General features: G+C 48.3%; 20 protein-coding genes. 15 read left to right on the forward strand and 5 right to left on the reverse strand.

Translation table 11 applies throughout. From position 1 onward, the window contains the following. Positions 1 to 121: 121 nt before the first annotated feature. Positions 122 to 958, reverse strand: a complete 837-nt coding sequence (locus ACJJIB_RS07325) for a LytR/AlgR family response regulator transcription factor (protein WP_444888386.1) — start codon at positions 956 to 958, stop codon at positions 122 to 124. Then, positions 955 to 2,127 carry a sensor histidine kinase gene (locus tag ACJJIB_RS07330; RefSeq protein ID WP_444888387.1) on the reverse strand — a complete coding sequence of 391 codons (1,173 nt, stop codon included), beginning with the start codon at positions 2,125 to 2,127 and terminating at the stop codon, positions 955 to 957. The genes ACJJIB_RS07325 and ACJJIB_RS07330 overlap by 4 nt, the downstream gene beginning before the upstream one ends. A gap of 353 nt (positions 2,128 to 2,480) precedes the next feature. Here ACJJIB_RS07330 and ACJJIB_RS07335 point away from each other — a divergent pair, with 353 nt between their 5' ends. From ACJJIB_RS07335 to rpoS, 14 genes are all read left to right on the forward strand, one after another. Next, positions 2,481 to 3,812 (forward strand): sugar MFS transporter, encoded by a 1,332-nt coding sequence (locus ACJJIB_RS07335; protein ID WP_444888388.1) that lies wholly within the window; start codon positions 2,481 to 2,483, stop codon positions 3,810 to 3,812. Positions 3,813 to 4,115: 303 nt separating this feature from the next. Then, positions 4,116 to 6,695, forward strand: coding sequence for a glycoside hydrolase family 3 protein (locus ACJJIB_RS07340; protein ID WP_444888389.1), 2,580 nt, complete (start codon positions 4,116 to 4,118; stop codon positions 6,693 to 6,695). A gap of 199 nt (positions 6,696 to 6,894) precedes the next feature. Beyond that, entirely contained in the window at positions 6,895 to 8,217 is a 1,323-nt protein-coding gene (gene tilS, locus ACJJIB_RS07345) for a tRNA lysidine(34) synthetase TilS (RefSeq protein ID WP_444888390.1), read from the forward strand. Positions 8,218 to 8,342: 125 nt separating this feature from the next. Next, entirely contained in the window at positions 8,343 to 9,977 is a 1,635-nt protein-coding gene (pyrG, locus tag ACJJIB_RS07350) for a CTP synthase (RefSeq protein WP_252085084.1), read from the forward strand. Positions 9,978 to 10,032: 55 nt separating this feature from the next. Beyond that, entirely contained in the window at positions 10,033 to 10,878 is an 846-nt protein-coding gene (gene kdsA / locus ACJJIB_RS07355; RefSeq protein ID WP_444888391.1) for a 3-deoxy-8-phosphooctulonate synthase, read from the forward strand. A gap of 226 nt (positions 10,879 to 11,104) precedes the next feature. Next, complete coding sequence (gene eno, locus ACJJIB_RS07360; protein ID WP_444888392.1) at positions 11,105 to 12,391, forward strand: phosphopyruvate hydratase; 1,287 nt, start codon at positions 11,105 to 11,107, stop codon at positions 12,389 to 12,391. An 85-nt stretch (positions 12,392 to 12,476) separates the two neighbouring features. After that, complete coding sequence (locus tag ACJJIB_RS07365) at positions 12,477 to 12,764, forward strand: septum formation initiator family protein (protein WP_444888393.1); 288 nt, start codon at positions 12,477 to 12,479, stop codon at positions 12,762 to 12,764. Then, positions 12,761 to 13,480: a 2-C-methyl-D-erythritol 4-phosphate cytidylyltransferase gene (gene ispD / locus ACJJIB_RS07370; RefSeq protein WP_444885660.1), complete on the forward strand. Its 720-nt coding sequence runs from the start codon at positions 12,761 to 12,763 to the stop codon at positions 13,478 to 13,480. The genes ACJJIB_RS07365 and ispD overlap by 4 nt, the downstream gene beginning before the upstream one ends. Further along, the gene (ispF, locus tag ACJJIB_RS07375) at positions 13,480 to 13,965 is read left to right on the forward strand and encodes a 2-C-methyl-D-erythritol 2,4-cyclodiphosphate synthase (protein WP_252085088.1); all 486 of its coding nucleotides are present in this window, start codon (positions 13,480 to 13,482) and stop codon (positions 13,963 to 13,965) included. The genes ispD and ispF overlap by 1 nt, the downstream gene beginning before the upstream one ends. Beyond that, positions 13,958 to 14,920 (forward strand): tRNA pseudouridine(13) synthase TruD, encoded by a 963-nt coding sequence (gene truD / locus ACJJIB_RS07380; RefSeq protein WP_444888394.1) that lies wholly within the window; start codon positions 13,958 to 13,960, stop codon positions 14,918 to 14,920. The genes ispF and truD overlap by 8 nt, the downstream gene beginning before the upstream one ends. A gap of 48 nt (positions 14,921 to 14,968) precedes the next feature. Further along, positions 14,969 to 15,640 carry a protein-L-isoaspartate(D-aspartate) O-methyltransferase gene (locus ACJJIB_RS07385; RefSeq protein ID WP_444888395.1) on the forward strand — a complete coding sequence of 224 codons (672 nt, stop codon included), beginning with the start codon at positions 14,969 to 14,971 and terminating at the stop codon, positions 15,638 to 15,640. Then, complete coding sequence (locus ACJJIB_RS07390) at positions 15,637 to 16,599, forward strand: DUF368 domain-containing protein (protein WP_444888396.1); 963 nt, start codon at positions 15,637 to 15,639, stop codon at positions 16,597 to 16,599. Before ACJJIB_RS07385 ends, ACJJIB_RS07390 begins: the two co-directional genes overlap by 4 nt. Positions 16,600 to 16,793: 194 nt before the next feature. Continuing rightward, positions 16,794 to 17,558: a peptidoglycan DD-metalloendopeptidase family protein gene (locus ACJJIB_RS07395; RefSeq protein ID WP_444888397.1), complete on the forward strand. Its 765-nt coding sequence runs from the start codon at positions 16,794 to 16,796 to the stop codon at positions 17,556 to 17,558. A gap of 202 nt (positions 17,559 to 17,760) precedes the next feature. Beyond that, positions 17,761 to 18,810 carry an RNA polymerase sigma factor RpoS gene (gene rpoS, locus ACJJIB_RS07400; RefSeq protein ID WP_252085093.1) on the forward strand — a complete coding sequence of 350 codons (1,050 nt, stop codon included), beginning with the start codon at positions 17,761 to 17,763 and terminating at the stop codon, positions 18,808 to 18,810. Between the two features lie 115 nt (positions 18,811 to 18,925). Here the strand turns inward: rpoS and ACJJIB_RS07405 are convergent, their stop codons facing one another. The 3 genes from ACJJIB_RS07405 to ACJJIB_RS07415 all read right to left on the reverse strand — a co-directional run bounded on the left by ACJJIB_RS07405 (position 18,926) and on the right by ACJJIB_RS07415 (position 22,640). Further along, entirely contained in the window at positions 18,926 to 19,252 is a 327-nt protein-coding gene (locus tag ACJJIB_RS07405) for a YdbL family probable chaperone protein (RefSeq protein ID WP_444885655.1), read from the reverse strand. A gap of 11 nt (positions 19,253 to 19,263) precedes the next feature. Continuing rightward, a complete protein-coding gene (locus ACJJIB_RS07410; protein ID WP_252085095.1) occupies positions 19,264 to 19,458 on the reverse strand; it encodes a YnbE family lipoprotein in 195 nt (64 codons plus the stop codon). Positions 19,459 to 19,649: 191 nt separating this feature from the next. Next, positions 19,650 to 22,640 (reverse strand): intermembrane phospholipid transport protein YdbH family protein, encoded by a 2,991-nt coding sequence (locus ACJJIB_RS07415; RefSeq protein WP_444888398.1) that lies wholly within the window; start codon positions 22,638 to 22,640, stop codon positions 19,650 to 19,652. A gap of 995 nt (positions 22,641 to 23,635) precedes the next feature. Here ACJJIB_RS07415 and pepN point away from each other — a divergent pair. Continuing rightward, positions 23,636 to 26,266 carry an aminopeptidase N gene (gene pepN / locus ACJJIB_RS07420; RefSeq protein ID WP_444888399.1) on the forward strand — a complete coding sequence of 877 codons (2,631 nt, stop codon included), beginning with the start codon at positions 23,636 to 23,638 and terminating at the stop codon, positions 26,264 to 26,266. The last annotated feature ends 34 nt before the right edge of the window (positions 26,267 to 26,300 follow it).

Genomic DNA, 26,300 nt, shown 5'->3' on the forward strand with positions numbered 1-26,300 from the left:
TAAAGATAGGGGCTCTCTGTATTAACTGGATGGCGTGGATCAGATATTGCTTAGGTTGGTTATTTTGCTGGTATACCGGCGAGTCCCTGCCGGTATTGAGTGGCGTTGAAGGGCAAGCTGTTTAGGAGGCTTCTGAAGCTATGCGTCGGTTGGCTTCGAGAAATTCCTTAATCGGTAGGCGATAGTTACGGCTGACTTTGACTTTAGCGCCGCTCGTTAAGGTGAGAAAGTACTCTCCTTTAGTTAGTACTTTGATGTGTACGATATAGTTGAGATTCACCAGGGTGGAGCGGTGAATACGCTTGAAATTATCCGGGCACAACTGTTTTTGCAGGTCTTTGATAGTGCTGCGCATAACATGGGTTTCCCCTTTTACATGCACACACATATAATCACCGGCGGCATCAATCCACTCGATATCCTGCTGATTGACCATAGTGATACTGCCGCGATCCTTAATCGCCAGGCGATTGTTGATCACTGGGGTGCGAGTCTCAGAGGCTTGTTCCTTGGTTGTACTCATTTCCTCAATAGAGCGCAGCAGCCGTTTTTTTTCTTCCTGGTGGGTATCTTTTTTGCCGGCATGTGCCAATTGCAAGCGCTGGCGAGCGCGATCAAGGGCGGTTTCTAGGCGAGCGTTATCCAGGGGCTTTAAAACATAATCGACAGCGTGAACCTCAAAAGCTTTGAGGGCATATTCGTCGAAAGCGGTGGCGAATATTACCAATGGTATGGTGTCGGCCTGTAGACGACTGACCACATCAAAGCCGTTCATGCCTGGCATTTGTACATCCAGAACCAGTAGGTCTGGACTGTATTCAGATACGGCTTGCAACGCCTCGCGCCCATTGCGGCAGCAGGCGGCAATTTCTATATCCGGGAATTCCTCAAACATGCTTTGCAGCAGGCGCAGGGCTAGGGGTTCGTCGTCCACCAGCACGACAGTGAGTTTGTTCATTGGACTTCTCCCTGTGTTTTATTGGTGGGGTGCGTGGATTTTTCCAGCGGTATATCGATTCGTATCGACATGCCGCAATCAGGTTTTTCCTGTTGCTCTATACGGTAATTTTGTGGGTAGAGGCTGGAAAGTCGCTCCCGTACATTCTTCAGTCCAACACCGGTGGAACTTGCTTGGTAATTTCTTTCGCCGGCGCAGTCTTCGGAACAGCCTGAATCCTGTACTTCCAGCAGTAGGCGCTCACCGGTACTTTTCGCATGAATTCCGATGGTGCCTCCCATTTCATTGGGGGCGATGGCATATTTTACTGAATTCTCTACCAGTGGTTGTAGCAACATACTGGGCACCAATGCTTGCCGGGCCGTTTCATCGACATTGAGATCTACTGCCAAACGGTCAGCAAAGCGGGTTTTTTCAATCTCCAGATAGAGGAGTGCTGCTTTGACTTCCTGTTCAAGTTCTACTTTTTGCATAGGGCTCTCTTTTAGGGAGAGGCGCAGGAAATCACTGAGTCGTACAACCATTTCGCGGGCCTCATCGGCCTGTTGAAAGCGAATTAGAGCATTAATGGAATTTAGTGTATTGAACAAAAAGTGGGGATTGAGCTGATAGCGCAACATTTTAAGCTGGGCCTCATTGGCGATAGCCTCTGCCTGGAGTCTACGAAGTTGCTCGCGCTCGTTGTCCGCGGCCACTTCAAGCATTTTTTTGTGTTCCCCTTGCAGCAGTATGTGGTATTTAACCCCACAGTAAAGTGCACTCCAAAAAAGAAAGACAAAGAGGGAGGCATAATACCAGCCGCCGAATTCAGACCAGATGGAGTGCTCCCCGCTCAAGCGGATATAGGCCTCCATGCGCACCAGGGTCCAGATGCCGGAAATCACCGCAACGGCGAGTAGATAGATAACTGTGCGAACGGCCAGTTCAGAGTCCCAGGCGATATCAAAAATGGGTCTTAGGAATACCGAGAGAACAAAAGCCACAGCACACTGGAAAATAGTATTTGCTGGCTCGAAGCTTGGCCACTCAGAGGGTGAATGCCAGAGAGTCAGGGAGAGGAATGTCACCAACAAAATGCCAATCCAGCTGACCAGCTGTAATTTCCAAAACCAGCGGGTCGAAGGAATTTCCGCAGTTGCATTCCAGTATTGACGGGTAGAGTACTGCATGATGTCCCGTATATTTAATTTTGTGAAAATGACGGGATAGACGCTCATCATCGCGTTCATTATTATCCGGAAGATATTACCTTGGCTTACCGGTGTCCGCCAGTGGGCCTGTGCGCCGGGATTCCAGCTTAGCCCTTATTTGGACCTTTTTGTCGCTTTTCGGGGTGATTAGTCAAGTTACTTTCGGCAATCTGGACCCATATGACAACTTTCATTGAGTGAAAGTGTTTTTTATTAAGGGCTTTAAAAATTTGCACATTTTGTCCTTAATTTTCCACTGGCGACTCAAAAGCGTTTAGGAAGAACAGTATAATCGCCGAGAAACGAGTTTGAAATTTGGGGATCGGTTTCCAATGCGCCAGATGTTGCCCGAGTCGAGTCTTCACTCGAACGAAATGGCTGTTTGTGATTCAGATGCCCAGGCCCAAGAGGGGCGCTCTCCCGGGTATTTAAATCTTGCAGCGTTGACTTCTCTTTTCCTTCTGTGGGGTTTTATCACCGGGCTGAATGATGTCCTGGTGCCACATCTTAAAAATGTTTTTGAGCTGAGCTATACCCGCGCTGTCCTGGTACAGTTTTACTTTTTTGCGGCCTATTTTCTGGTTTCTGTTCCAGCTGGGTTGCTATTGCGTAGAGTTGGTTACCAGTTGGGATTGGTCTTTGGATTATTGGTGGCTTGTGCCGGTTGCCTAGTTTTTATTCCTGCGGCACGCCTGCAAATCTATGAAGTATTTCTATTGGGGCTTTTTGTACTGGCTTCTGGAATTACAGTATTACAAGTATCGGCAAATCCCTACGTTATCGCTTTGGGGAGTGCCAAAACGGCTCCAAGTCGTTTAAACCTGACCCAGGCATTTAACTCTCTGGGAACTACCTTGGCGCCGGTTGCCGGTGGTGCCGTTTTTTTTGCCGCGATTTCAGTGGGCGCCGATCCCGATACGGCCACTAGTGTCGATGAATTTCGCGCTAGGGAGGCAGCCCTGGTGGAAAAGCCCTATTTCTGGTTGGCGGTAGTGCTGTTGATGATGGTGGCTTTTTTCTCCTGGATTCGCCTGCCGGCGATCCCCGAACACTGCCTTTCACACAGTACAAGTCCGCCCCGCAGTGAGACTTTTTCCATCTGGCGCTTTCCCAGGTTGACGCTGGGGGCAATTGGTATTTTTGCCTATGTAGGTGCCGAGGTGGCTATAGGAAGTTTCCTGGTTAGCTTCTTTAGTGAATCCTCTGTTGCTGAAATGCAGTTATTTGAAGCGGCAAAGTATGTTTCCTACTACTGGGGTGGCGCTATGGTAGGCCGCTTTGCTGGGGCTTTATTGCTGCGCTATGTCTCTGCGGGAAAAACACTGGCGGTGTGTTCGCTAGGTTCCGTAGTGCTTATCTTGGTGGCGATGCTCTCCTCTGGTTATCTGGCTGTATGGTCGATTGTCGCTGTGGGGATTTGCAACTCCATTATGTTTCCAACCATATTCAGCCTGGCGCTGCGAGGTTTGGGTCAGTACACCAGTCAGGGCAGCGGTATCCTGTGCATGGCCATTGTTGGCGGTGCGGTTATTCCATTGCTTCAGGGAATGCTCGCGGATGAAGCGGGTATTCAGATTTCTTTTTTAGTACCGCTGCTGTGCTACTGCTATATCGCTTATTACGGTGCTTTTTCTCCGACCCTGCGTGGCGCTGCGATGGAGTAGTGGGCAAAATCAGTTGAAACTTTGCACCAGGCTATTTTTTAAGTAGTCCGGCTAGAAAATGTTTTCCGCCTTATCTGTGATTTGGCCCAATCCATCGGATTTCTATTGGCGCTCCTCGGCAAGTATTGCAATTTGCTCCGTTGATACCGTTGCGTGGAATACCTGAAATCCAATCGAGGCCTTATTGGCTGTGACAGGAATTTGGGGTTTACACTGAAATAATAATATCTGTGCTACTCATTCTGATAGCGATGGAATTGGTAGGGCAGAAGGACAAGCGTGGTAAAACTTTGGGAGTTATCCTTGAAATTTAAAAAACGATTTTCACTGAGCTTAATGCTCTGCGTCTCGACACTTGTTGGCTGTCAGCCGCAGGGGGAAGAAGTTCCGGCAAAAGAGGATAACTCCCAGATAAGCAGTGGCGGTAGCCTGGAAAACTGGCCGCTACTCGAGCCCGCGTTTCCGCGCAGCGAAAAATTGGAAGCGCGTATTTCCGAAATTATGTCGCGCATGTCTTTGGAAGAGAAGGTGGGGCAAATGATTCAGGCGGAGATCCGCCACGTCACCCCTGAAGATGTTAAGAAATATCACCTGGGCTCTGTGCTAAATGGTGGTGGTGCTTTTCCAAACAACGATAAGTTTGCCACGCCTCAAGATTGGCTTGCGCTTTCCGATGCCTTTTTCAAGGCTTCCATGGACACTTCCGATGGTGGTGTTGCTATTCCCCTGATTTGGGGCTCCGATGCGGTGCACGGTCACAATAATGTTATTGGGGCAACTCTTTTTCCCCACAATATTGGCCTCGGGGCGGCGAAGGATGCTGAGCTGATCGAGCGTATTGGTCGTGCGACCGCCCGCGAGGTCGCTGTTACCGGTATCGACTGGACTTTTGCCCCCACTGTGGCGGTAGTGCGGGATGACCGCTGGGGACGCACTTATGAAAGTTATTCTGAAGATCCGGCTGTAGTGGCTGACTATGCGGAAGCCATGGTGAAAGGGTTGCAGGGTGGCAAGAACGAAGCCGATTTTCTGCGCGGGGAAAACCTGGTCGCCACGGCTAAGCATTTTGTCGGTGACGGTGGAACTACACGTGGAATCGACCGCGGGGATAACGCTGTGCCTGAAAAGGAGCTGGCAGAAGTACATGCGGCAGGTTACCTGACCGCTTTGCCCGCTGGTGTGCAAACGGTAATGGCTTCTTTTAATAGTTGGAATGGTGAGAAGCTGCATGGCCATCAATACTTGCTGACAGATGTCTTGAAGGAGCGTTTGGGTTTCGATGGATTTGTAGTCGGGGACTGGAATGGTCACAGTTTCGTACCGGGTTGCACTCTGGAAAGTTGTGCCGCGGCAATTAACGCCGGTCTGGACATGTTTATGGTGCCTGCGGATTGGAAGGCCCTCTACAACAATACCTTGGCTCAGGCGAAGAGCGGTGAAATCTCCACTGAGCGTTTGAATGATGCGGTGCGCCGCATACTGCGAGTGAAACTTCGCGCCGGCTTGTTCGAGCGTAATATGCCCCTAGCGGGCAAGGCTGGTATTCTCGGCAATGCCGAGCACCGCGCTATCGCCAGAGAGGCAGTGCGGAAGTCTTTGGTGTTAATGAAAAACAATGATCAATTGTTGCCGCTAACCGCGAAGCAGAATGTTCTAGTCGTCGGCGATGGGGCCGACAACCTCTCCAAACAAAGTGGTGGTTGGACAATATCCTGGCAGGGCACTGGTAATACCCGTGAAGATTTTCCCGGTGCTACTTCCATCTTTGAGGGCATCGCCGCAGCCGTAAAGAGCGTGGGTGGTGAAGCCATACTGAGTGAGGATGGTAGCTTTACCGATGCCAGCTTTGCCAATGGCAAGGCACCCCAGGTGGCTATTGCCATTTATGGTGAAGAACCATACGCGGAATGGCATGGTGATATTACAAATCTGGAATACCAGCGCGGTAACAAGAAAGATCTGGCACTGTTGAAGAAATTGCGTAAACAGGAAATTCCAGTTGTCAGTGTTTTCCTGTCCGGTCGCCCGCTTTGGGTGAACAGTGAATTAAATGCATCGGATGCTTTTGTGGCCGCTTGGCTGCCGGGGTCTGAGGGTGCCGGTGTGGCCGATGTATTATTCCGAGGTGCCAAAGGTGTGATTCGCTACGATTTCACTGGTAAGTTGCCCTTTAGCTGGCCGATGTACACCAATCAAACGGTTTTGAATCCATACCACGAGCACTACGATCCCCTGTTTGCTTTGGGTTACGGCTTGAGTGTGAATGAGGAATCCCTGGTCAGCAACGACTTGCCTGAGACCAGCGAAAATATGGCTGCGGGTGGACTGGAGGATGCCTGGTTATTGGTTTCCCGTTCGCGCGCTCCCTGGGTATTGAATATTGCCGAGGACGGAGCCAAGGCAGTTCCAGTGAATGGCAACCGAGCGGCCAGTGGTGAGGATAACAATATCGTTGTGACCTCGATTGATATGTCCTCTCAAGAAGATGCGCGTTTGATCGAGTGGAAGGGCCTGCGCCCCGGTGCTGTGCAGTTGTCTGCGGAGTATATGCAGAACCTGGACATTTATTTGGAGGAGGGCTCAGCCTTGAGCCTGAATATTCGCGTTGATCAGAAGCTGCGTGAACCGTTACAAGCGGCGGTGACCTGTGGAGAGGGCTGTATTGCCAGAGTGCCGCTGCAAGCCACTCTGAAAACTATGCCGCTGAATAACTGGACCCGTCTCTCGGTGGACCTGCAATGCTTCGCCAAAGCTGGCGCTGACTTTAGCAAGGTTTTCAGTGCCTTCCGCTTGGAGAGTGAGGGGGCCGCAGCGATAGCCGTAGCCAATGTTCGATTGGTACCCGATGCGGCAGCTTCTGCTGATATTCGCTGTGCGGGTTAGTGGCTTTTATCTCTAGCCGTTTTTGGTAATTAAATGCCCGGGTCTGTAAAAATTGAGGTCTGGGTTACACCTCTCTTTTAAGTGGTTGAGTTGCTGAAGAGCTGTAGCTCTGCAATATCCCGCTTCCCGCTCAAAAGTCCATCAACTCAAGTTGCCAGCACCGGTATACTGTGTCGATCTCAGTTCCAGGGTATAGGCAGTGACCTCCAAATCCGCAGCAAATTCTCTACCGCAACTTATAAAGTCTTCGATGCAGCGCCACCCGGCTCTGGGACAGCTATGGCTTGGATTTTCTGGTGGCTTGGATTCCACTGTCTTGCTGCATCTTCTCAACCAGAATGGTATCCCCGTTAAGGCAGTGCATGTGCACCACGGCCTAAGTAGTAATGCAGAGCGCTGGCTTGGCCACTGCGAAGCTGTTGCCCGTGAGCTGCAAGTGCCTTTTGTTGCGGTGCGTGTGCAAGTCGGTAGAAGCGGTGGTGGGATAGAGCAGGGGGCGCGTAAGGCTCGCTACAAGGCTTTTGATTCGGTGATGTCCTCCGGTGATCAAATTTTGCTCGGTCACCATGGGGATGACCAGGCAGAAACCTTTCTATATAGACTAATGCGGGGAGCGGGCGTCCTTGGGCTTTCGGGTATGGCGGAGAGTCGGCCGTTGGGTGAGGGTAAATCCTTACTTCGTCCTTTGTTGTCAGTGGGGCGCTGTGAGCTGGAAGCCTGGGCCCTTGAACACGGGCTCAGCTGGATTGAGGATGAGAGTAATGCTGATGAGGCTTTTGAGCGCAACTATTTACGCCGACAGGTCATGCCTGTTTTATCCACCCGTTGGTCGGCACGGCAGAGTATTCAGCGGGCTGCAGATAATCTTAGGGAATCTGCATTACTGCTAGAGGAGTTGGCGCTTGCTGACTTGCAGATCTGTGATATCAGGCGAGAGAGGTTAGGGGAGAGCCTCTTTTTAGCGACGTTCATGAATTTAAGTATTGCGCGGCGCAAAAATCTACTGCGCGGTTGGGTGTTGCTGCAGGGTGGTATGGCACCGGAATCCGTGGTTCTGCAAGAAGCTTTGGCGCAAATTGAGAAAGCGAGTGCGGATGCCCAAGTGGAAGTACGACTGGGTGGGTGTGTAGTGCGACGCTTTCAGCGGCGCCTCTATCTGACCCCTGTCATGGAGCCCTTTTCTACCACCGAAGAAAGCCTTCAATGGGATGGCGTGTCAGCACTACTGTTGCCCAGAGGTGGTGTACTGGAATCGGTGCAGGGTTGGCCCCAGGGGGTATATCAAGTGAAATACCGCCGGGGCGGTGAGCGCGTCCAGCCTCACGACCGACTTCGCTCCCAAACTCTCAAGAAGGTGCTGCAGGAGAGGGCGTTGGAACCCTGGCTGCGAGACCGGATACCGCTCGTGTATCTGGATGGAGAGTTGGTGGCAGTTGCCGATTTATTCTGCTGTAAGGCGGGCTGCTCCACTTTGCCAGTAGCACCTTCGGTGAAACCGCCCAGCTGGCGGTTTTTCGATTGAGCAGAGAGGGGTTTTCTGCTACCCTGGCGCCCCGTCTCAAAGGCACCGGGAGAAGCTGGATTATCCGCCCGGGCCAGCCCTGTAAGCTCGACATTCATCGAGCGCTCAACTGACCAAGGTTTTGCATGACGCGCTATATTTTTGTAACTGGTGGCGTGGTTTCCTCGTTGGGGAAAGGTATCGCCTCCGCCTCTTTGGCCGCCATTCTCGAGGCTCGTGGCCTCAAGGTTACCATCCTCAAACTGGACCCCTACATCAACGTAGACCCGGGTACCATGAGCCCCTTCCAGCACGGTGAGGTGTATGTCACCGAGGATGGTGCCGAGACTGACCTGGACCTGGGTCACTACGAACGCTTTATCCGTACCCGGATGTCCAAGCGTAACAACTTCACCACCGGCCGCGTGTACGAGACCGTACTGCGCAAAGAGCGCCGTGGTGACTACTTGGGTGGCACCGTACAGGTGATCCCCCATATTACCGATGAGATCAAGCGCCGCGTTGTAGAAGGTGGCCGCGATGTCGACGTCGCTATTGTTGAAATCGGTGGCACTGTAGGTGATATCGAATCCCAACCGTTCCTGGAATCTGTGCGTCAGCTGCGTGTGGAAATGGGCACCAATCGCGCCCTGTTGATCCACCTGAGCTATGTGCCTTTTCTTGCCACTGCTGGGGAAACCAAGACCAAGCCGACTCAGCACTCTGTTAAAGAGTTGCGTTCTATCGGCTTGCAGCCGGATATTCTGCTGTGCCGTTCCGAGCGCGAGATCGATGAGGACTCCCGCCGCAAGATCGCACTGTTTACCAATGTTGAAGAGCGCGCTGTGGTACCGCTGCCCGATGCCAAGACCATCTACGGTGTACCGCGTCTTCTGCACAGTTACGGCCTCGACGATATCGTTGTGGAAAAGCTGCAGCTGGAATGCCAGGCACCAGACCTTTCCGAGTGGGACGAAGTGGTCGATGGCAAGCTAAACCCGCAGCACGAAGTGAAAATTGCCATGGTTGGCAAATACATGGAGTTGCTGGATGCCTATAAGTCCCTGATCGAGTCCCTGACCCACGCGGGAATCAAGCACCGCTGCAAAGTGGATATCGACTTTATCAACGCTGAAGACGTTGAGGGTGAAAACGGCATTGACCTGATCAAGGATGCCGATGCAATCCTGGTTCCCGGTGGATTTGGTGAGCGCGGTTTAGAGGGCAAGCTTGAATCTGTTCGCTACGCCCGTGAAAACAATATTCCTTACCTGGGCATCTGCCTCGGTTTACAATCTGTGGTTATCGAGTTCGCGCGCAATGTGCTCGGCCTCGAAGGTGCCAACAGTACTGAATTCAATACTAAAACCCCGCACCCTGTTATCGGCCTGATCACTGAGTGGATCGATAGTGAAGGCAATATCGAGAAGCGCGACGAGCAGTCCGACCTGGGTGGCACCATGCGCTTGGGCGGCCAGGAGTGTCGCTTGGCTAAAGACACTAAGGCTCGCGATATCTACGGCGCAGACGTTATTGTAGAGCGCCACCGCCACCGCTACGAAGTGAACAACAACTACGTTGATCGCCTGCAGCAAGCCGGTTTGAAAATTGGTGGCTGGTCTGCAGACGATACCCTGGTAGAAATGGTTGAATTGCCGAACCACCCCTGGTTCGTTGCTTGCCAGTTCCACCCGGAATTTACTTCAACCCCGCGCGACGGCCATCCACTGTTCGAAAGCTTTGTTGCCGCAGCAATGAAGCAGCGTGAAAACCAGGGTTAATCAGTAATCCGCCCCCGGTCTCTGTGACTGGGGGTGAGATGACAGGGAGCTGACAGTGAAAACAATTGAAGTCGGAAATATTCAGGTCGCCAACGATAAGCCCTTTGTGCTTTTTGGCGGTATGAATGTACTGGAATCCCGCGACCTGGCGATGCAGGTGGCTGAGCACTATGTAAAAGTCACTGAAAAACTGGGTATTCCCTATGTTTTTAAAGCGTCTTTTGACAAGGCCAATCGCTCTTCCATCAACTCCTATCGCGGACCGGGAATGGAAGAAGGCCTGAAGATTTTTCAGGAAATCAAAGACACCTTTAAGGTCCCCTTGATTACCGATGTCCACGAAGTACACCAGGCTGCTCCGGTTGCCGAAGTCGTGGATATTATCCAGCTGCCGGCCTTCCTGGCCCGCCAGACTGATCTGGTCGCCGCTATGGCAGCGACTGGTGCAGTGATCAACGTCAAAAAGCCCCAGTTTATGAGCCCGCCGCAAGTTAAAAATGTGGTGGAGAAATTTGCTGAGTGCGGCAACGAAAATATTCTTTTGTGTGAGCGCGGTGCCTGTTTTGGCTACGACAACCTGGTTGTTGATATGTTGGGCTTTAGCACCATGATCAATGCCTCCGGTGGTGCGCCGCTGATTTTTGACGTCACCCACTCACTGCAAATGCGCGATCCTTCCGGCGCAGCCTCCGGTGGTCGCCGTGCACAGGTCACTGAGCTGGGCCGCGCAGGTTTGGCTATCGGGATTGCCGGCCTGTTCCTGGAAGCACATCCGAATCCAGACAAAGCATTGTGTGATGGCCCCAGTGCATTGCCACTGGAGAAGCTGGAACCATTCCTCGCACAGATGAAAGCTGTGGATGATTTAATCAAAGGCTTTGCGCCTCTGGATACTGAATAAAAGTAAGAAATACATAGCGCGCGCCCTTTTTGGGCGCTTGGTACTTATTCTGTAGCTATTATTTATGGAAGCTACGATTAGAGATTCTCACAAAAAACTGTGAGAAAAAGTTTCACAAGAGTAAGAACCCTTAACTGTTGTGTGCAGCTATTGGTAAATTTCTTTCAGTAATTACCTTTTTAATAAGTAACAAGTTTAGTTAGTACTAATACGGAGCCCATTGTTAATGAGCAAGATTGTCGCTGTTAAAGCCTACGAAGTGCTGGATTCCCGCGGTAACCCTACCGTCGAAGCCGATGTAATCCTGGAAGACGGTTCCATTGGCTCCGCTTGCGCTCCTTCTGGCGCCTCCACTGGTTCTCGTGAAGCTCTGGAATTGCGCGATGGTGATAAGAGTCGTTACCTGGGCAAAGGCGTATTGAAAGCTGTTGAGAATATCAACACGACTATCGCCGATCTATTGAAAGGTATGGATGCTACCGATCAACGCGCTTTGGATAAGGCGATGATCGATGCCGACGGTACTGAAAACAAAGCTAATCTGGGCGCTAATGCTATTTTGGCGGTTTCACTGGCGGCCGCTAAAGCCGCTGCAGCTTCCAAAAAAATCCCCCTGTATCAGCACATTGCTGAGGTAAACGGCACTCCGGGTGAATACTCCATGCCGGTTCCGATGATGAATATCCTCAACGGTGGTGAGCACGCCGATAACAATGTGGATATCCAGGAATTTATGGTTCAGCCCGTTAAAGCTGAATCTTTTGCCGAAGCCCTGCGCCAGGGTGCTGAGATCTTCCACTCCCTGAAAAAAGTACTGTCCAGCAACAGCCTGAACACTGCGGTTGGTGATGAAGGTGGTTTTGCTCCGAACTTACCATCCAACGAAGCCGCTCTGAAGGTCATTGCAGAAGCGGTAGAAAAGGCCGGTTACACCTTGGGTGATGACATTACCCTGGCTCTGGACTGTGCTTCTTCCGAGTTCTACAAAGATGGCAAGTACGATTTGGCTGGCGAAGGCAAGCAGTTCGACAGCGAAGGTTTCGCCAGCTATTTGGCTGAGTTGTCCGCCAACTATCCGATCCTGTCTATCGAAGACGGTATGGACGAGAGCGACTGGGACGGCTGGAAAATTCTCACCGACAAGATAGGTGAAAAAGTACAGCTGGTAGGCGATGATTTGTTCGTAACCAACACCAAGATACTAAAAGAAGGTATCGAGAAAGGCGTGGGTAACTCTATCCTGATCAAGTTCAACCAGATCGGCTCTTTGTCCGAAACTCTGGACGCGATCAAAATGGCTAAAGATGCGGGCTACACGGCTGTGATCTCTCACCGCTCTGGTGAAACCGAAGATACCACCATTGCTGACCTGGCGGTTGCGACTGCTGCCGGCCAAATCAAAACCGGCTCCCTGTGTCGCTCCGACCGCGTAGCTAAGTACAATCGTCTGCTGCGTATTGAAGCTGAGCTGAACGGTTCCGCTCCTTACCGTGGCCGTGCCGAATTCAAATAATCAATATTTGAATCGCACATTGGTATTGCAGAGGGATTCCTCTGCAATACCTATAATACGAACAAGCGAAATATCGTAATCTCGTATGAAATGGCTGCTGGGAATTCTTACCTTTATTCTGCTTGCCGCTCAGTATCGTCTCTGGGTTGGTGATGGCAGTTTCGCCGAAGTTACCCGTCTCAAACGACAGCTTGCTCAGCAACAGGAAAAAAACGCAGCTTTGGCGCGGGAAAATCGCCAGTTGTTGAGAGAAGTACGAAGCCTGAAAGTGGGCACTGATGGTGTCGAAGCCAAGGCACGCTATGATTTGGGATTGATTAAGGAAGGGGAAACCCTGTTTATCTTCCTGGATTCGGAAGAGGCTAAAAAGTGATTACAGATTATTGGGTGGTTGTACCCGCTGCGGGTGTTGGTAAACGTATGGGAGCCGATCGCCCCAAGCAGTATTTACCATTACTGGGGCGCCCTTTATTGTCCCTAACCCTGCGGAATATTTTAAGTTGGCCGGGACTTGCTGGCGTTGTTGTGGCCCTATCAAAGGATGATGAATTTTTCCCGCACTTGAAAGAAGCCTCTCACCCATTAATGCACACTGTAATTGGTGGCGCTGAACGAGCGGATTCTGTCCTCTCAGCCCTGGAATTTCTCGCTCAACGGGAACATGGCGACACCCCGGTGCTTGTACATGATGCCGCTCGGCCATGTGTTGCAATGGAAGACATTAGTGCATTGTTGCACAGCCAGGTTGCACAGACCGCGCTGCTGGCGCGTCAGGCCAGCGATACTGTAAAGAGAGGGTCTGAGATAAGCGGTGTTCAATGTGTTGAACAAACCCTGGATCGCAACCAGATATGGCTTGCGCAGACCCCTCAGCGAGCGCCTCTTGCACTACTTCGCTCCTGCCTCAGTCAAGCATTGCAGCAAGGTGAAGCTGTTACAGATGAGGCAAGTGCGTTGGAAATTTTTGGTCACTCTCCGCAACTTGTTGAAGGTCGGAGTGACAATATCAAAGTGACCCACCCCACCGATATCGTAATGGCAGAGACCATTTTACGTCTACGCTACGCTCCCACCGAGGATTATCGATAGTGAGTTTTAGAATTGGCCAGGGCTTTGACGTGCATGCGTTTGGCCCTGGCGATCATGTTGTGCTTGGTGGAGCAAAAATTCCCCATAGCTTTGGTTTAAAAGCCCATTCCGATGGGGACGTGTTATTGCATGCACTTTGCGATGCGCTTCTTGGTGCTTTGGCTCTCGGTGATATCGGTCATCATTTCCCCGATACGGATGAGCGTTTTAGTGGCGCGGATAGTCGCGCCCTTTTGCAACATGTTATGACCCTAATTAAGGAAAGGGGATATCGCCTGGTGAATGCTGATACCACTCTAATTGCACAGGCTCCCAAGATGGCTCCTCATATAGAAACCATGCGCGGCTATATTGCTGCGGATTGCGGTGTGGATATCGCCGATATTAGTGTGAAAGCAACGACTACGGAGAAGCTTGGCTTTACCGGGCGGAGTGAAGGAATTGCGGCCCAGGCCACTGTTTTACTTGAGCGATATGATGTCTGAAGTCTGGAATCTAAATTGGCCCCGTGCTTTGGGTGGGGCGGCAATCTCTGCTGATTTTCGTACTGTTGCGGAAGATTTTGTTGTCGATGAGATGGCTTTTCCCGAACCTATAGAGGACGGGGAGCATGTGTACCTGCATATTAAGAAACGGGGGGCCAATACTGTCTGGGTGGCAAAACAGCTAGCCAAACTCGCCGGAGTGCGCCCTCTGGATGTCAGCTACTTTGGGTTGAAGGATCGACATGCCGTAACCACGCAGTGGTTTAGTGTTTGGCTCGGACAGAAGCCAGAGGCAGATTGGTCGCAGATCAATAGTGAAGAAGTTTCACTTCTGAGGTTTTTTCGAGGCGGCCGTAAACTACGTCGCGGGGAGCATGTAGGCAATCGGTTTAAAATTCGCCTGCGCAATGTAAGTGGTGATCGGGTGGCTGCGGAAGAGGTGCTTAAACAGGTAGGCGGCGGAGTGCCAAATTACTTCGGTGAGCAGCGCTTTGGTATCGATGGCGGCAACCTGAACCTGGCGCGTCACCTGGCGGAAGAAGAGGGACGCTGTCGTAAGAATGAAAAGGCCTTTGCCATGTCGGCTGCGCGCAGTTGGCTGTTTAATCAGGTATTGGCAGAAAGAATCACTCAAGACTGCTGGCAGCAAAGTATTGAGGGTGAGCCACAAAGTGAGCCCAGTGGTCCTTTGTGGGGGCGCGGTAGAAACCTCGCCACAGGTCCTCAAGGCGAATTGGAGCAGCAAGTACTAGAGAAGTGGCTGAGCTGGTGTAACTGGCTGGAACATTGCGGGCTCAAGCAAGAGCGAAGACCACTGGCCCTACGTCCAGAGGCCTTTCGTTTTGAGTGGCAGTCTGATGACCTCCTCTTGGAATTTGCGTTGCCGCCTGGGGCATTCGCAACAGCCTTGCTAAGGGAGGTGGCACAGCTGGTCAATGTGAACTCGGACACATAAAATTTGTGGCTGAAAGCGAGAGTTATACCGGGGATGGAATAAAAGCTTATGGACCGCTTGAGACACGAAGGCTTGGGAATGACCTCCCAGCGAACTCGCAATCGCCTGATCCAACGCTTGAGGGATGAGGGCATTAGCAATGAAGAAGTCCTCGATGTGATGGCTTCGACCCCCAGGCACCTTTTTCTGGATGAAGCCCTGGCGATCCGCGCCTATGAGGATACAGCTCTGCCAATTGGCTATGGCCAGACAATATCCCAACCTTACATTGTTGCCCGCATGACAGAGTTGCTGCTGAGCAGGGCCAAATCCCTGCATAGGGTTTTAGAAGTTGGTACGGGTTCCGGCTACCAAACCGCAATTCTTTCTAGGCTGGTTGAACAACTTTTTTCTGTTGAGCGTGTCGAACCCTTGCTCGATAAGGCCCGCCAGCGTCTTAACGAGTTGGGATATCAGAATATTGAATACAATCTCAGTAGTGGTGGTTTTGGCTGGCCGGAAAAAGGGCCTTATGATGCAATCCTGGCAGCAGCGGCTCCCTCAACGGTTCCCGATGAACTCAAGCAACAGTTGGGACCAAATGGTGTGCTGGTTATTCCTGTGGGTTCGGAGCAACAGCACCTGATGATGATCTCTCGTTGCCAGGATACCGATCAGTTCGATGTGGAAAAGCTAGAAGCAGTGCGGTTTGTGCCGCTGCTTAGTGGTGTGGTTCGATGAAATTTAGAGAGCTCTTTAAGAGCCGGTACCCGGGGGTAGTGCTGCGTGGTATGGGAATGGGTGCTGCAGATGTTGTTCCGGGGGTTTCCGGGGGGACCATTGCTTTTATCACAGGGATCTACCAGGAGTTACTCGACTCTTTGAGCCGGATAGGGCCTCACTGTATTACGATAATGCGGGAGGAAGGGCTATCAGCGACGTGGAAGCACATCAATGGCAGCTTCCTGTTATCCCTGTTTTTAGGGGTGTTGATCAGTATCTTCAGCCTGGCGAGGATTATTAGTGGCCTTTTGGAGCAATATCCTATTCTCGTTTGGTCTTTCTTTTTCGGCCTAGTGCTGGCTTCTACCTTCCCTATTCTTCGCAATATCCCCAGGTGGTCTCTTTCGACAGCGGTCTTTCTCTTTCTAGGCATCGCGCTGGCAGTTGTTGTCAGTGAGCTTCGTCCTGGGGACATCCCAGCCACGCCACTTACTTTATTTTTATCTGGAGCATTGGCAATTTGTGCCATGGCTTTGCCCGGAATTTCAGGTGCCTTTATCCTGCTTATGATTGGGATTTATCCCAAGGTGCTCACTGCAGTACATGAGCTGCAATTGTCGAATTTATTGTACTTTTCGGTTGGGGCCGCTCTGGGGTTAATGCTTTTTAGCCGATTGCTTTCCTGGTTGATGCACAAATATGTCGCTCGCACATTGGCTTTTCTTGCAGGGATCTTATTAGGTAGCCTGAAAATAATTTGGCCCTGGAAGCTACCAATCAATGGCGCCGAAACTGTTTCCAGTAAGCTTGCGCCATTACTCGCCAATACATCCCCGTCGAACTTTATGGCCCAGACAGGTGAGAATGCGAATCTGGGGCCTGCGATTATTGCCGCTTTGGTTGCTGCAGTACTGGTTCTCGCGGTGGACTATTTCGGAGGAGGGCATCGAGGTAAATCCTACGCCACACCGCAATAAGATCTGGAATATCTCGGTATGGCAGCTTTTTATGAAGCTTTTCCAATGATTTTTAGAGCTTTTCTTTAGACACTTTTTCCATAAATGCCGTGGTCTGATGTAAAAAGAGAATAATGGAATGTCATCTTTTACGACAAGTTAAGGCCCATTTTTGGCGGAACAATAAGCCTAATATTGGTCATTTTTTGACTTTTATGTTAAAAATATTAGGCGTCGGTGTTGTGGCTATGGCCCTGGTTTCCTGTGCTGGCCACAGAGCACCGAGTAGTTCCCTAAATCAGCCTCCAAGTATCCGTCTCAACCATCATACTGTGAGCCGCGGGGATACCCTGTATTCTATTGCCTGGCGTTACGGTCAGGATTTCCGCAAGCTGGCGGCTATCAATGGCATTAAACCTCCCTATAATATTTATCCCGGCCAACGCTTACAGTTGAATGGTAAAGTGCCGCGTCAAGTCGCCTCAAGCTCGCCTGTAGCCAGAAAAAAAGCTGTGGCTAAGCCTGTGTCCACAAAAAAAGCTATTCCCGCCAAGAATAAAAAATCTTTAACGAGAAGCTCTACGCGTCAGAAGCCTCAAAGTAAGCGAACAGGGACGATTCACTGGCGTTGGCCTGTCCGTGGACAAGTCATCAGCAAGTTCCGCCCTGGAGACCCCTTGCGGAAGGGTGTTGATATCGCCGGTGAAAAGGGAGAATCTGTATCGGCAGCAGCTGATGGCACTGTTATCTACGCTGGCAGTGCATTAAGAGGGTATGGAAAACTGCTGATCGTTAAGCACAGCGATGTTTACTTGAGTGCTTATGCCCACAATCACCGACTGTTGGTGAAAGAGGGTAGTAAGGTCAAAGCTGGACAACGGATAGCGGAACTGGGTTCGAGTGGTACCAACCGCGACAAGCTCCACTTTGAAATACGAAAAAACGGTCAGCCAGTGGACCCTCTCGCGTATCTGCCTTAAGCCGGGAGAGTGCTCTAAAGCTCTGCAAATAAAAATGGACTTTTAACTAATACCACTTGGGGTGGTCACAGCAATCGTGGCGACCAAATGGTCAAGCCGATTCTGTGGCTGTCGCACATGTGTACCTGATTGGTCGTTTTTTAGACCGATTCTGGTCTCATGCTATGCGGTTGATATTGGCAAAGTACAAGGAGCAGGGGAAATGGAAGCACAACGGCAAGACCAGTCCATGACTGGCCAGGCAGAAGACTTTCCTCCTGAGTTGGCGGTAGAGAATGATGAGCAGAAACTAAATTCCGAAAAAGGTAAAAGTAGTGGCCGTACGCGGAGAAATGCGGCAAAAAATAACTCCGTTTCCTCCCCCACAGAGAAGAGTCGGGTTAGCAGGTTGGATGGCGATGGCCATTTACAGAAGAACCTGGATGCCACCCAGCTCTATCTCAATGAAATAGGCTTTTCCCCCCTACTGACCGCTGAAGAAGAGGTTTATTACGCACGCAAGGCCTTGCGTGGTGATGCTGCATCAAGAAAGCGTATGATCGAGAGTAACCTACGCCTTGTTGTAAAAATCGCCCGTCGCTACGTTAGTCGTGGCCTCGCATTGTTAGACCTAATCGAAGAGGGCAACTTGGGGTTAATTCGCGCTGTTGAGAAGTTTGATCCGGAGCGAGGTTTCCGCTTTTCTACTTATGCTACTTGGTGGATACGTCAGACAATAGAACGAGCCATTATGAATCAGACTCGCACTATTCGCCTGCCAATCCATGTAGTAAAAGAGTTAAATGTGTATCTTCGAGCATCTCGTGAGCTTGCACAGAAGCTGGATCACGAGCCATCTGCAGAAGAGATTGCTAACTTGTTGGAGAAACCTGTAGAGGACGTCGAACGGATGCTGGGGCTCAATGAGAGAGTCACCTCCGTAGATACTCCTATAGGCCCTTCTTCCGAGAAGACGTTGGTTGATACTATACCCGACCAGCAGGAGTCTGATCCGGCAGAACTCCTTCAGGATAGCGACCTTTTCGATAGCATTAATCGCTGGCTTGGTGAGCTTCCCGACAAGCAGTGTGAAGTTGTATCCAGGCGCTTCGGATTACGTGGCTTTGAGGCGAGTACTCTAGAAGAAGTTGGGCGTGAGATTGGTCTCACTCGTGAACGGGTTCGCCAAATCCAAGTTGATGCACTGAAACGTTTAAGGGAAGTTATGGAAAAGCAGGGACTTGACGGGCAATCCCTGTTTGGAAATCTCTAATTTTGGCCCCTAAATAGGGAGGCCCCATGAAAGGTGTGTTTCGTGGGGCTTCCTCAAACTAACTGTGATAGCGATGTAATACGTCACAGTTTCCGTTTTTCTACTCCAAGAGCGCTTATTTTCTCACCCAGCGACCAAGGTTATCCTGGTAGTACTCCCCACGGGATAGGCGGGCCTCTAGTTTCTCGGCAGCACGTGCCGCAACTTGGGCAATATCGACATTGTGGCTTTTGGCAATCTCGGTATAGGCCTGCTTACGTTCCGCATTTATTTTTTTTACCAGCTTCTCCAGTTCAGGCGAACTGGCGTCCACAATAGCGATATAGCCACTGTTTGCTTCTCCCACTAACCCTTGCTTTTTGGCCTCTTCTAAGGAAATCGCCATTGCGGGTAACGCCATTATCAAGCCCAGAACTAATAGAGCTTTCTTTACCATACTCATATTCTATCTCCTCAGAAAATGCCTTCCTTGTCGTCAAACAGGTTTTCAAGATCTTTGTCCACTTTGACCCGGATTTCATGTTCAATCTTAACATTCAGGTTTACAGTAATTGGCTCGCTGGGGGCCTTCACTGCTACAGTAGGTGTGCAACCTATAGCAATCAAAGTGTACAGTACTCCTAAAAGAATCAGCCGGCTGGCCCTCATCTGATACTCCTTATGGTGCCACTTAGGCGCCTTTTATTTGTTGCATCTTCAGCAGTTACGTCAAAAATCAGGCCAGGTTCGCCAACTGCGTCGGGAGTGACCACATTTGGCAATTGTAATGGCTCTACCTTAACCTGCTCTGAATTAGTCGACCTTATGCACTAGTGGGGAGAGCCTACTGTACTAGCAACCTATTGGTCCAGTTGCTTTTCTAACGCTGTTGTCAGGTCACGGCTGGCTTGTAACGAGCGCAACATCGCAGGAATATTATTCTCAAGGTTGAGGTTAATAATCAGGTCTCTTTCTGAATCCATTGATTCACTACGCCCGACAAGTTTTAAGTTGAGTAATAGGTCTCCACTGGGAGGATATTGCAAATTGCCTTCCAGGGTGCGGAAGTCATAGTCTTCAAGGGCATTTGAGATCAGTTTCAGCTGGGGATTGCCCTTGAGCATCTGCTGAGAAAAGGCACCATAATATCTTAGCTCTCCGCCAGGCTCGACTGCTTCCAGATGACCATTTTTAACGGTAATCCCATGGGGGCCTGTGGTAATAGGTATGGTTAAGTTAAGACGTCCTTTGGCTTTGAAACTTTCCGATTCGGTTTCTTGAGCTAGTTGTTCCAGAGATACATGCTCTGCGTACAAGGTACTGTTGCGCTCTATATTATCCAGATTCCAATACAAAGCTTCGGAAGACAGTTTTCCATCAAGAAACTCTGCAGAAAAATCGTTTAGGATAAGATCTTGTGTTTTATTTACAGACAGAGAAAAGGACAAATTATTTAGAGGTAATCCTGCGTTGATGGATTCTATAGTCAGAGGCTGTGCTTTAGATGTAAACCATTTTCCTCTATGAGTTTCCACCAGAACATTCCCATTAACTCCTGCAGCAAAGCTACTATCGTAGATCGCAGCGATATTAGTTAAACTTATATCGATAGTATCAGTTGATTGGCGAGGCCATGATATAGCGCCATTGGCCGAAAGCCCCCCAGAAACGATGTCTAAAGGTATGCCTTGGAAAACCTTACTGAGAGGTGCTGCGGAATTGAACTCAACATATGGCAGTGAAAATTGAAGAGCGCCAACTGCTAACTCGATATCATGATGCAAACTTGAGGTGAGTTGTAAATTACCGGCCTTAACTTGGCTTTGTCCCTCAAGCTTACTCCCGTCCAGGGAGAGAGAGCCAGTAAGAGAAGTCTCAAGGGTATAATTTTCAGGGGTAACGACCTTAAGTCTGTTACTACTAAAGTCACTGCTGAACTGTGAGCTATCTCTTGAAGATATTACTTTTATATTATTCATATCTAGTGTTCCAGATAAGGTCGCATGCTCACTGGAGAGATTGCTAAAATGGTTGCTTGATTTTTCAATAATGCAACTTTTGATGCCTGATAAAATTTCACAGTTGACTTTAGGTGCTATAAGTTCCGCTTCCCTAATCTTGAATTCCTTAGCTTTCAGCTCTCCAAGTGAGGCTTTAACTTGTTCCATTTTTAAATTCTGAATGTCGCCATTTTCCTGGAAGTGAATGGTAGATGAAATATCCATTTTTCTGAGAGCAACACCCGCGGGCATATCAATTATTACAGGAGATTTGGCCTCGAGCTTAAACCTGCACTCGGTAAAATTTTTGATTTTGCACTGAATGTGTTCAATTTTTGAAGAGGCTGAATTAGGGGTGTTTTTGGCTTTTAGCTGAGTGACAATTAATCCATCGTGAATTTGTAAGTTGAAGGAGTTGGATTCCGAGGGGCTCCCGGTAATATGAATGTTCTTCTTAACTTCGGCTTGAATTTGATTATGATTTAACCCGCTGGTGAGTAAGGGAGACTCTTCTTTCAGACCGGTTATTTCTGCATCAAACAGTAAATTGCTTTTTGGTAAGATAGTTAGACGAATTTGCTCAAGCCAGTTTTTATTTATAGATGATGTTTCGGTAAAATTTAAGTGAGCCTCACTTTGAAAGCTGAGATATCCTTTGGGATTGGTAATTTCGAGTGAAGGAAAGTAATTCTTAGTCAAAAGGGGCTTGATTAGTGGTTCTGCGCCAGCCAGATCGACAGAGCCCTTCAATTGGAACTTAGGGTTGGGTGTTAGATCGCTATATTCGAACCTAAGATTTGCCAAAAGATTTTTGCTGCCAGAATCTTTTAGTGTTGAAACCTCAATTGAGCCAGAACCAGTGACGGACTCTAACTGAATAGGATTTAGAGTCTTTAGTTTGAGTTCTATGGGTGACTGAGTTGACAAGTGAGCTTGTATCTTTTTATTGGAAGATTCAATGGGTAAGCTCAATCCCAGGTTATCACTCTCAACTTTAAATAGAATATCCTGATAGTTTGCCTTGGATAAGATTTCGTCTGGAATGAAGGCGCGAGCATTAATCAGTATATTCCCACTGGCTCTCATCCCATCTACAGGGGTTTCGGCCAATACTTCAGAGATGTTTAGAATCGACTCAATGGAATTTAGGTTTGATGATGCACTCGCATCTAGTTTCCATTGATTTTTATGGGTTTTGGATATATCTATTTCCAGTCGAGAAGGTTCTTTAATTAAGTCAGAGCTTATTTCTGTAACTGTATTAATGTCGCTTGAAGTCAAATTGGCTTTAAGTGAAAGTTCGTGATTTCCGGTTTTGATTGAGCTGAAAGGTGTTTGTATATGGATCTCTGTATTATGCCGGTTAATTTTCAGTGGGCCAGCCTTCAAATCATCACCAAATTCAATTTCTCTTACGAATACTGATCCAGGTATAAAGCTTATTATATTCTGAGTTAAATTACTTAAGGTGAGAGTGTTTTCTTTAGAGGGTATCTTTTCAGTTTTGTTAGGTTTGCTTGATGTAGAGTTTTTTATTTTAGAGTATGTGAATTTGCCAATTGATAGCTCAATCTTTTGCGTATTATCCCGATCAAAAATAATATGAAAAGGATAGAGTATTTTAACCTTGTTCAGGATAAGGCTATTTTTTCGGTTGGACTGAAGGCGGACTTGTTCGATAGAAGCTTCCTTGATGCCTAATTTCAATCCGGATAATTGCTGAATAACAACTTCGCCTGCAAATAGGTTGATCATCTGAGAGACAACAATATCTTTTTTCCACCAACTACCAACTAGAAAGGTAGCTAAGAGTACTGTAGTCACAATGATAAGAATACGGGGTTTTCGCACTTTAAAACTCTTAACTTATAGAGTGGAGGTGATTTCGTATAATCGCTAAAAACTGTAGCAGTCATGTAACGGGTTAATAGCGTCTTTTGCAGATCTGTAACAAGATATCTTATCAGACTGTCAGGATAATACTTTGTGAGAATTAGATTATTGACTACAAAGATGGTTCACTTGCCCACCAAAATGAGAAATGAATATTGGGTCATAAGGTGTAAGCCACTCTGTCCTGCAGCAGTTTTAGGTGTCATTGCATCTGTTATTATTCTCCGGCTTTGGGGGTAAAAGCCAGAAAGCAACAGGCTTAGCCATGCAGTCCCATTCGAATGAAGTATTAAGGCTGTATTGGGCTTTGATAGCAATGCAGATACATCATGAGAGAGGGGTATCTTGACCTGCAACACCTGGAATCTTTTGTAGGCTCACTCAGTGATTAAGGTGCATGTTAAATAGTTTTAAGCTATCAGTAAGAGCCTTATAATTGCTTTTGTTGTGAGGGTTCTCACGTACGATAGGGGGCAGTCCGCACGTGGTTAGAGTTGCTGTCCAGGCTGAAATCTGCCACAGGAGTGGCGGGCGGGTAACTAGAAGTTTTCATTGATTAGAAGATGATCAGTTTACCCCTACGAAACCACTGCCTCTGTCAATGGACCAACAAACAGTCCAAGAACCCCATTCTTATCAAACTAAAAATATAAGATTTTTAGTCGGTGATTGGTGGAGAGAGGCTTACATAGCTAAAAAATTGACCATCCGCTAGAGGGATAAACACGGCGATGATTCTGGGTGGGTATTGAATCTGTTTAGGAAGCGTTGCTTGAGCTGTGCAAAATGAGCCTAATTTGTGATTGGTAAACGGGGGATGGATCTTAAAGATATTCAAGATTAGAAGAGGTATTATCTATTTATGTTTTCTTTAGCCTGTGTTGGCATATACGAGCCCAATTTACACGGAATTAATCTTCCATGGGGGCGAATTGAATGAGGATATTTAAAAAATGCAAGACGCTCAGCCGAAGACTATTTACCTCAAAGATTATCAAGTACCAGATTATCTGGTAGATAGCACAGATCTTCATTTTGAATTGGAGCCCAAGGCGACTCTGGTAAAGTCACAGCTAAAAATCCGTAGGAACCCCAAGGCGGGTCAAGGTTTGCCGCCTTTACTTCTGGATGGCGTCGATTTAGAGCTGTTATCTATTGCAATTGATGGTTCAATTCTTCCCAAGGTCTCATATCAAGAAACCCTCCAGGGATTGTCTATATTGGTGGATAAGCCTGAATTCATATTGGAAATCCATAATAGAATTAATCCTGAAGATAATACTTCTTTAGAAGGTTTGTATCTTTCAAATGGTATGTATTGCACACAATGTGAGGCAGAAGGGTTTAGAAAGATAACTTTTTACCCCGATCGTCCGGATGTGATGTCGAAATTCACCACTACTATCGTTGCGCCAAAAGATCATCCTGTATTGCTATCCAATGGTAATCAGATTGATTTTGGCGATTGTGAGGATGGTCGTCATTTTGCGACCTGGGAGGATCCTTTTGCGAAACCATCTTATCTATTTGCTTTGGTGGCAGGGGATTTGGAAAATGTAGAGGATACTTTTACTACTAGTAGCGGGCGTGAAGTAAAACTGCAAATTTTTACTGAAGCAAAAAACATCGGTAAATGCGAGCATGCCATGCGCTCCCTGAAAAAGGCTATGAGTTGGGATGAGGAAGTATATGGCAGAGAATATGATCTAGATATTTTTATGATCGTGGCGGTAGATCATTTCAATATGGGGGCCATGGAAAATAAAGGGCTAAATATCTTCAATTCAGCTTGTGTGCTGGCGAGTCCTGAGACAGCAACCGATTCTGCCTTCCAGAGAATAGAATCTATCGTTGGGCATGAGTACTTTCATAATTGGTCGGGAAATAGAGTTACATGCAGGGATTGGTTTCAGCTCAGTTTAAAAGAAGGTTTTACGGTGTTTCGTGATGCCGAATTTTCTGCTGATATGAATTCTCGGGCTGTTAAGCGTATCGAAGATGTTTCACTATTACGAACCAACCAGTTTGCTGAAGACGCGGGCCCCATGTCTCACCCAATAAGACCAGATTCTTACATAGAGATTTCCAATTTCTATACATTAACAGTATATGAAAAAGGTGCGGAAGTAGTCCGGATGTTGCACACCCTATTGGGGAAGGAGAAGTTTCGCAAAGGTAGCGATCTCTATTTTGAACGACATGATGGAAGTGCAGCAACCTGTGAAGATTTTATCCTGTCGATGGAAGATGCTAATCAGGTAAACCTCACCCAGTTTCGACATTGGTATAGCCAAGCTGGAACTCCAATCTTAGAGGTTACAGACAGCTTTGATCAAGCAACGGGCAGATATAGCCTTAAAGTTTCTCAGTCTTGCCCAACTAGGGCGAACCAGGATAAAAGTCTACCACTTCATATCCCGATTAAAATTGGTTTGCTGGATGTGGATGGAAATAACTCTATTCTCAACAATGAAGGGGACATTGAGGAAGTTCTAGAGGTTACTCAGCCTGAGCAACTCTTTGAGTTTAGTGGATTTCGGGAAAAACCTCTGCCATCACTTCTGCGTGATTTTTCTGCGCCTGTCAAGGTTCGTTACCCCTATACCGGGAAACAGTTGATTTTCCTGATGCGTAATGATTCAGATACGTTTAACCGTTGGGATGCATCGCAGCGTCTTGCATTTATGGCCCTTACACAACTACAGCAAGACTATCGTAGTGGAGAGGCACTTCAGTTACAGCCTGAACTGATAGAGGCATACCGGGATGTGCTCAAAGATAGCACACTAGATCCCGCCTTAGTGGCAGAAATACTACGATTGCCAAGTGAGCAATCCGTTGCAGAGATGAATGATCTTATTGATGCTGAAGCGATAGTTGTAGCGCGAGATTTCGCCTTAAAAACTTTGGCAACGGCATTGGCTCCTGAGCTGTTACAAAGATATACAGTGTTGGATCACCAGAAACCCTATAGTCCCAATGCAAAAGATATTGCTGAGCGAAGCTTGAAAAATACTTGCTTATCTTATCTTGCAGCTACAGAAAAAGATGATGCGTTAAATATTGTACAAAAGCAGTTTGAGACAGCTGGGAATATGACTGATAGCGCCGCAGCACTTAGTGCATTGATTAACTACGGAAGTGCTCCGAAGGTTGATTCGGCAATACAAGAATTCTATCAGCGCTGGAAAGATGATACTCAAGTTGTGGAGCTTTGGTTAGGGCTGCAAAGTAGCAGTGCCCGAAACGGGACTCTTGCCAATATCAAAAATTTAATAAAGCATCCCTCCTTTGAGATTAAAAATCCCAATAAAGTTCGAGCGGTACTCGGTGGCTTTGCTAATCGAAACTTTAAGCAATTTCATAAGGAAGATGGTAGCGGCTTCTTCTTTATTGCTGAGCAGGTCGTTATGCTAGATAAAATTAATCCACAGATAGCAGCACGGCTTGTTGTGCCGATTACACGCTGGAAAAAATACAGTGATGATCTTTCGGGTAAAATGAGAGAGGCTCTTCAGGGTATTCTTGATTCTGGTGGGTTATCTAAGGATGTTTTTGAGGTGGTGAGTAAAAGTATAAACTAAAGCTCAGTTGTCGAGTTCGTAAAATGGGGCGATA

This window comes from Microbulbifer mixtoriginis (SeqCode) (genome assembly GCF_052467705.1).

Coding starts and splice junctions, on each gene's coding strand:
- ACJJIB_RS07410 (WP_252085095.1), bottom strand. CDS start 19,458: ATGAGGGCCAGCCGGCTGATTCTTTTAGGAGTACTGTACACTTTGATT.
- ACJJIB_RS07325 (WP_444888386.1), bottom strand. CDS start 958: ATGAACAAACTCACTGTCGTGCTGGTGGACGACGAACCCCTAGCCCTG.
- pyrG (WP_252085084.1), top strand. CDS start 8,343: ATGACGCGCTATATTTTTGTAACTGGTGGCGTGGTTTCCTCGTTGGGG.
- ACJJIB_RS07390 (WP_444888396.1), top strand. CDS start 15,637: ATGAAATTTAGAGAGCTCTTTAAGAGCCGGTACCCGGGGGTAGTGCTG.
- ACJJIB_RS07335 (WP_444888388.1), top strand. CDS start 2,481: ATGCGCCAGATGTTGCCCGAGTCGAGTCTTCACTCGAACGAAATGGCT.
- ACJJIB_RS07365 (WP_444888393.1), top strand. CDS start 12,477: ATGAAATGGCTGCTGGGAATTCTTACCTTTATTCTGCTTGCCGCTCAG.
- ACJJIB_RS07330 (WP_444888387.1), bottom strand. CDS start 2,127: ATGCAGTACTCTACCCGTCAATACTGGAATGCAACTGCGGAAATTCCT.
- eno (WP_444888392.1), top strand. CDS start 11,105: ATGAGCAAGATTGTCGCTGTTAAAGCCTACGAAGTGCTGGATTCCCGC.
- rpoS (WP_252085093.1), top strand. CDS start 17,761: ATGGAAGCACAACGGCAAGACCAGTCCATGACTGGCCAGGCAGAAGAC.
- truD (WP_444888394.1), top strand. CDS start 13,958: ATGTCTGAAGTCTGGAATCTAAATTGGCCCCGTGCTTTGGGTGGGGCG.
- pepN (WP_444888399.1), top strand. CDS start 23,636: ATGCAAGACGCTCAGCCGAAGACTATTTACCTCAAAGATTATCAAGTA.
- ACJJIB_RS07385 (WP_444888395.1), top strand. CDS start 14,969: ATGGACCGCTTGAGACACGAAGGCTTGGGAATGACCTCCCAGCGAACT.
- ACJJIB_RS07405 (WP_444885655.1), bottom strand. CDS start 19,252: ATGAGTATGGTAAAGAAAGCTCTATTAGTTCTGGGCTTGATAATGGCG.
- ACJJIB_RS07395 (WP_444888397.1), top strand. CDS start 16,794: ATGTTAAAAATATTAGGCGTCGGTGTTGTGGCTATGGCCCTGGTTTCC.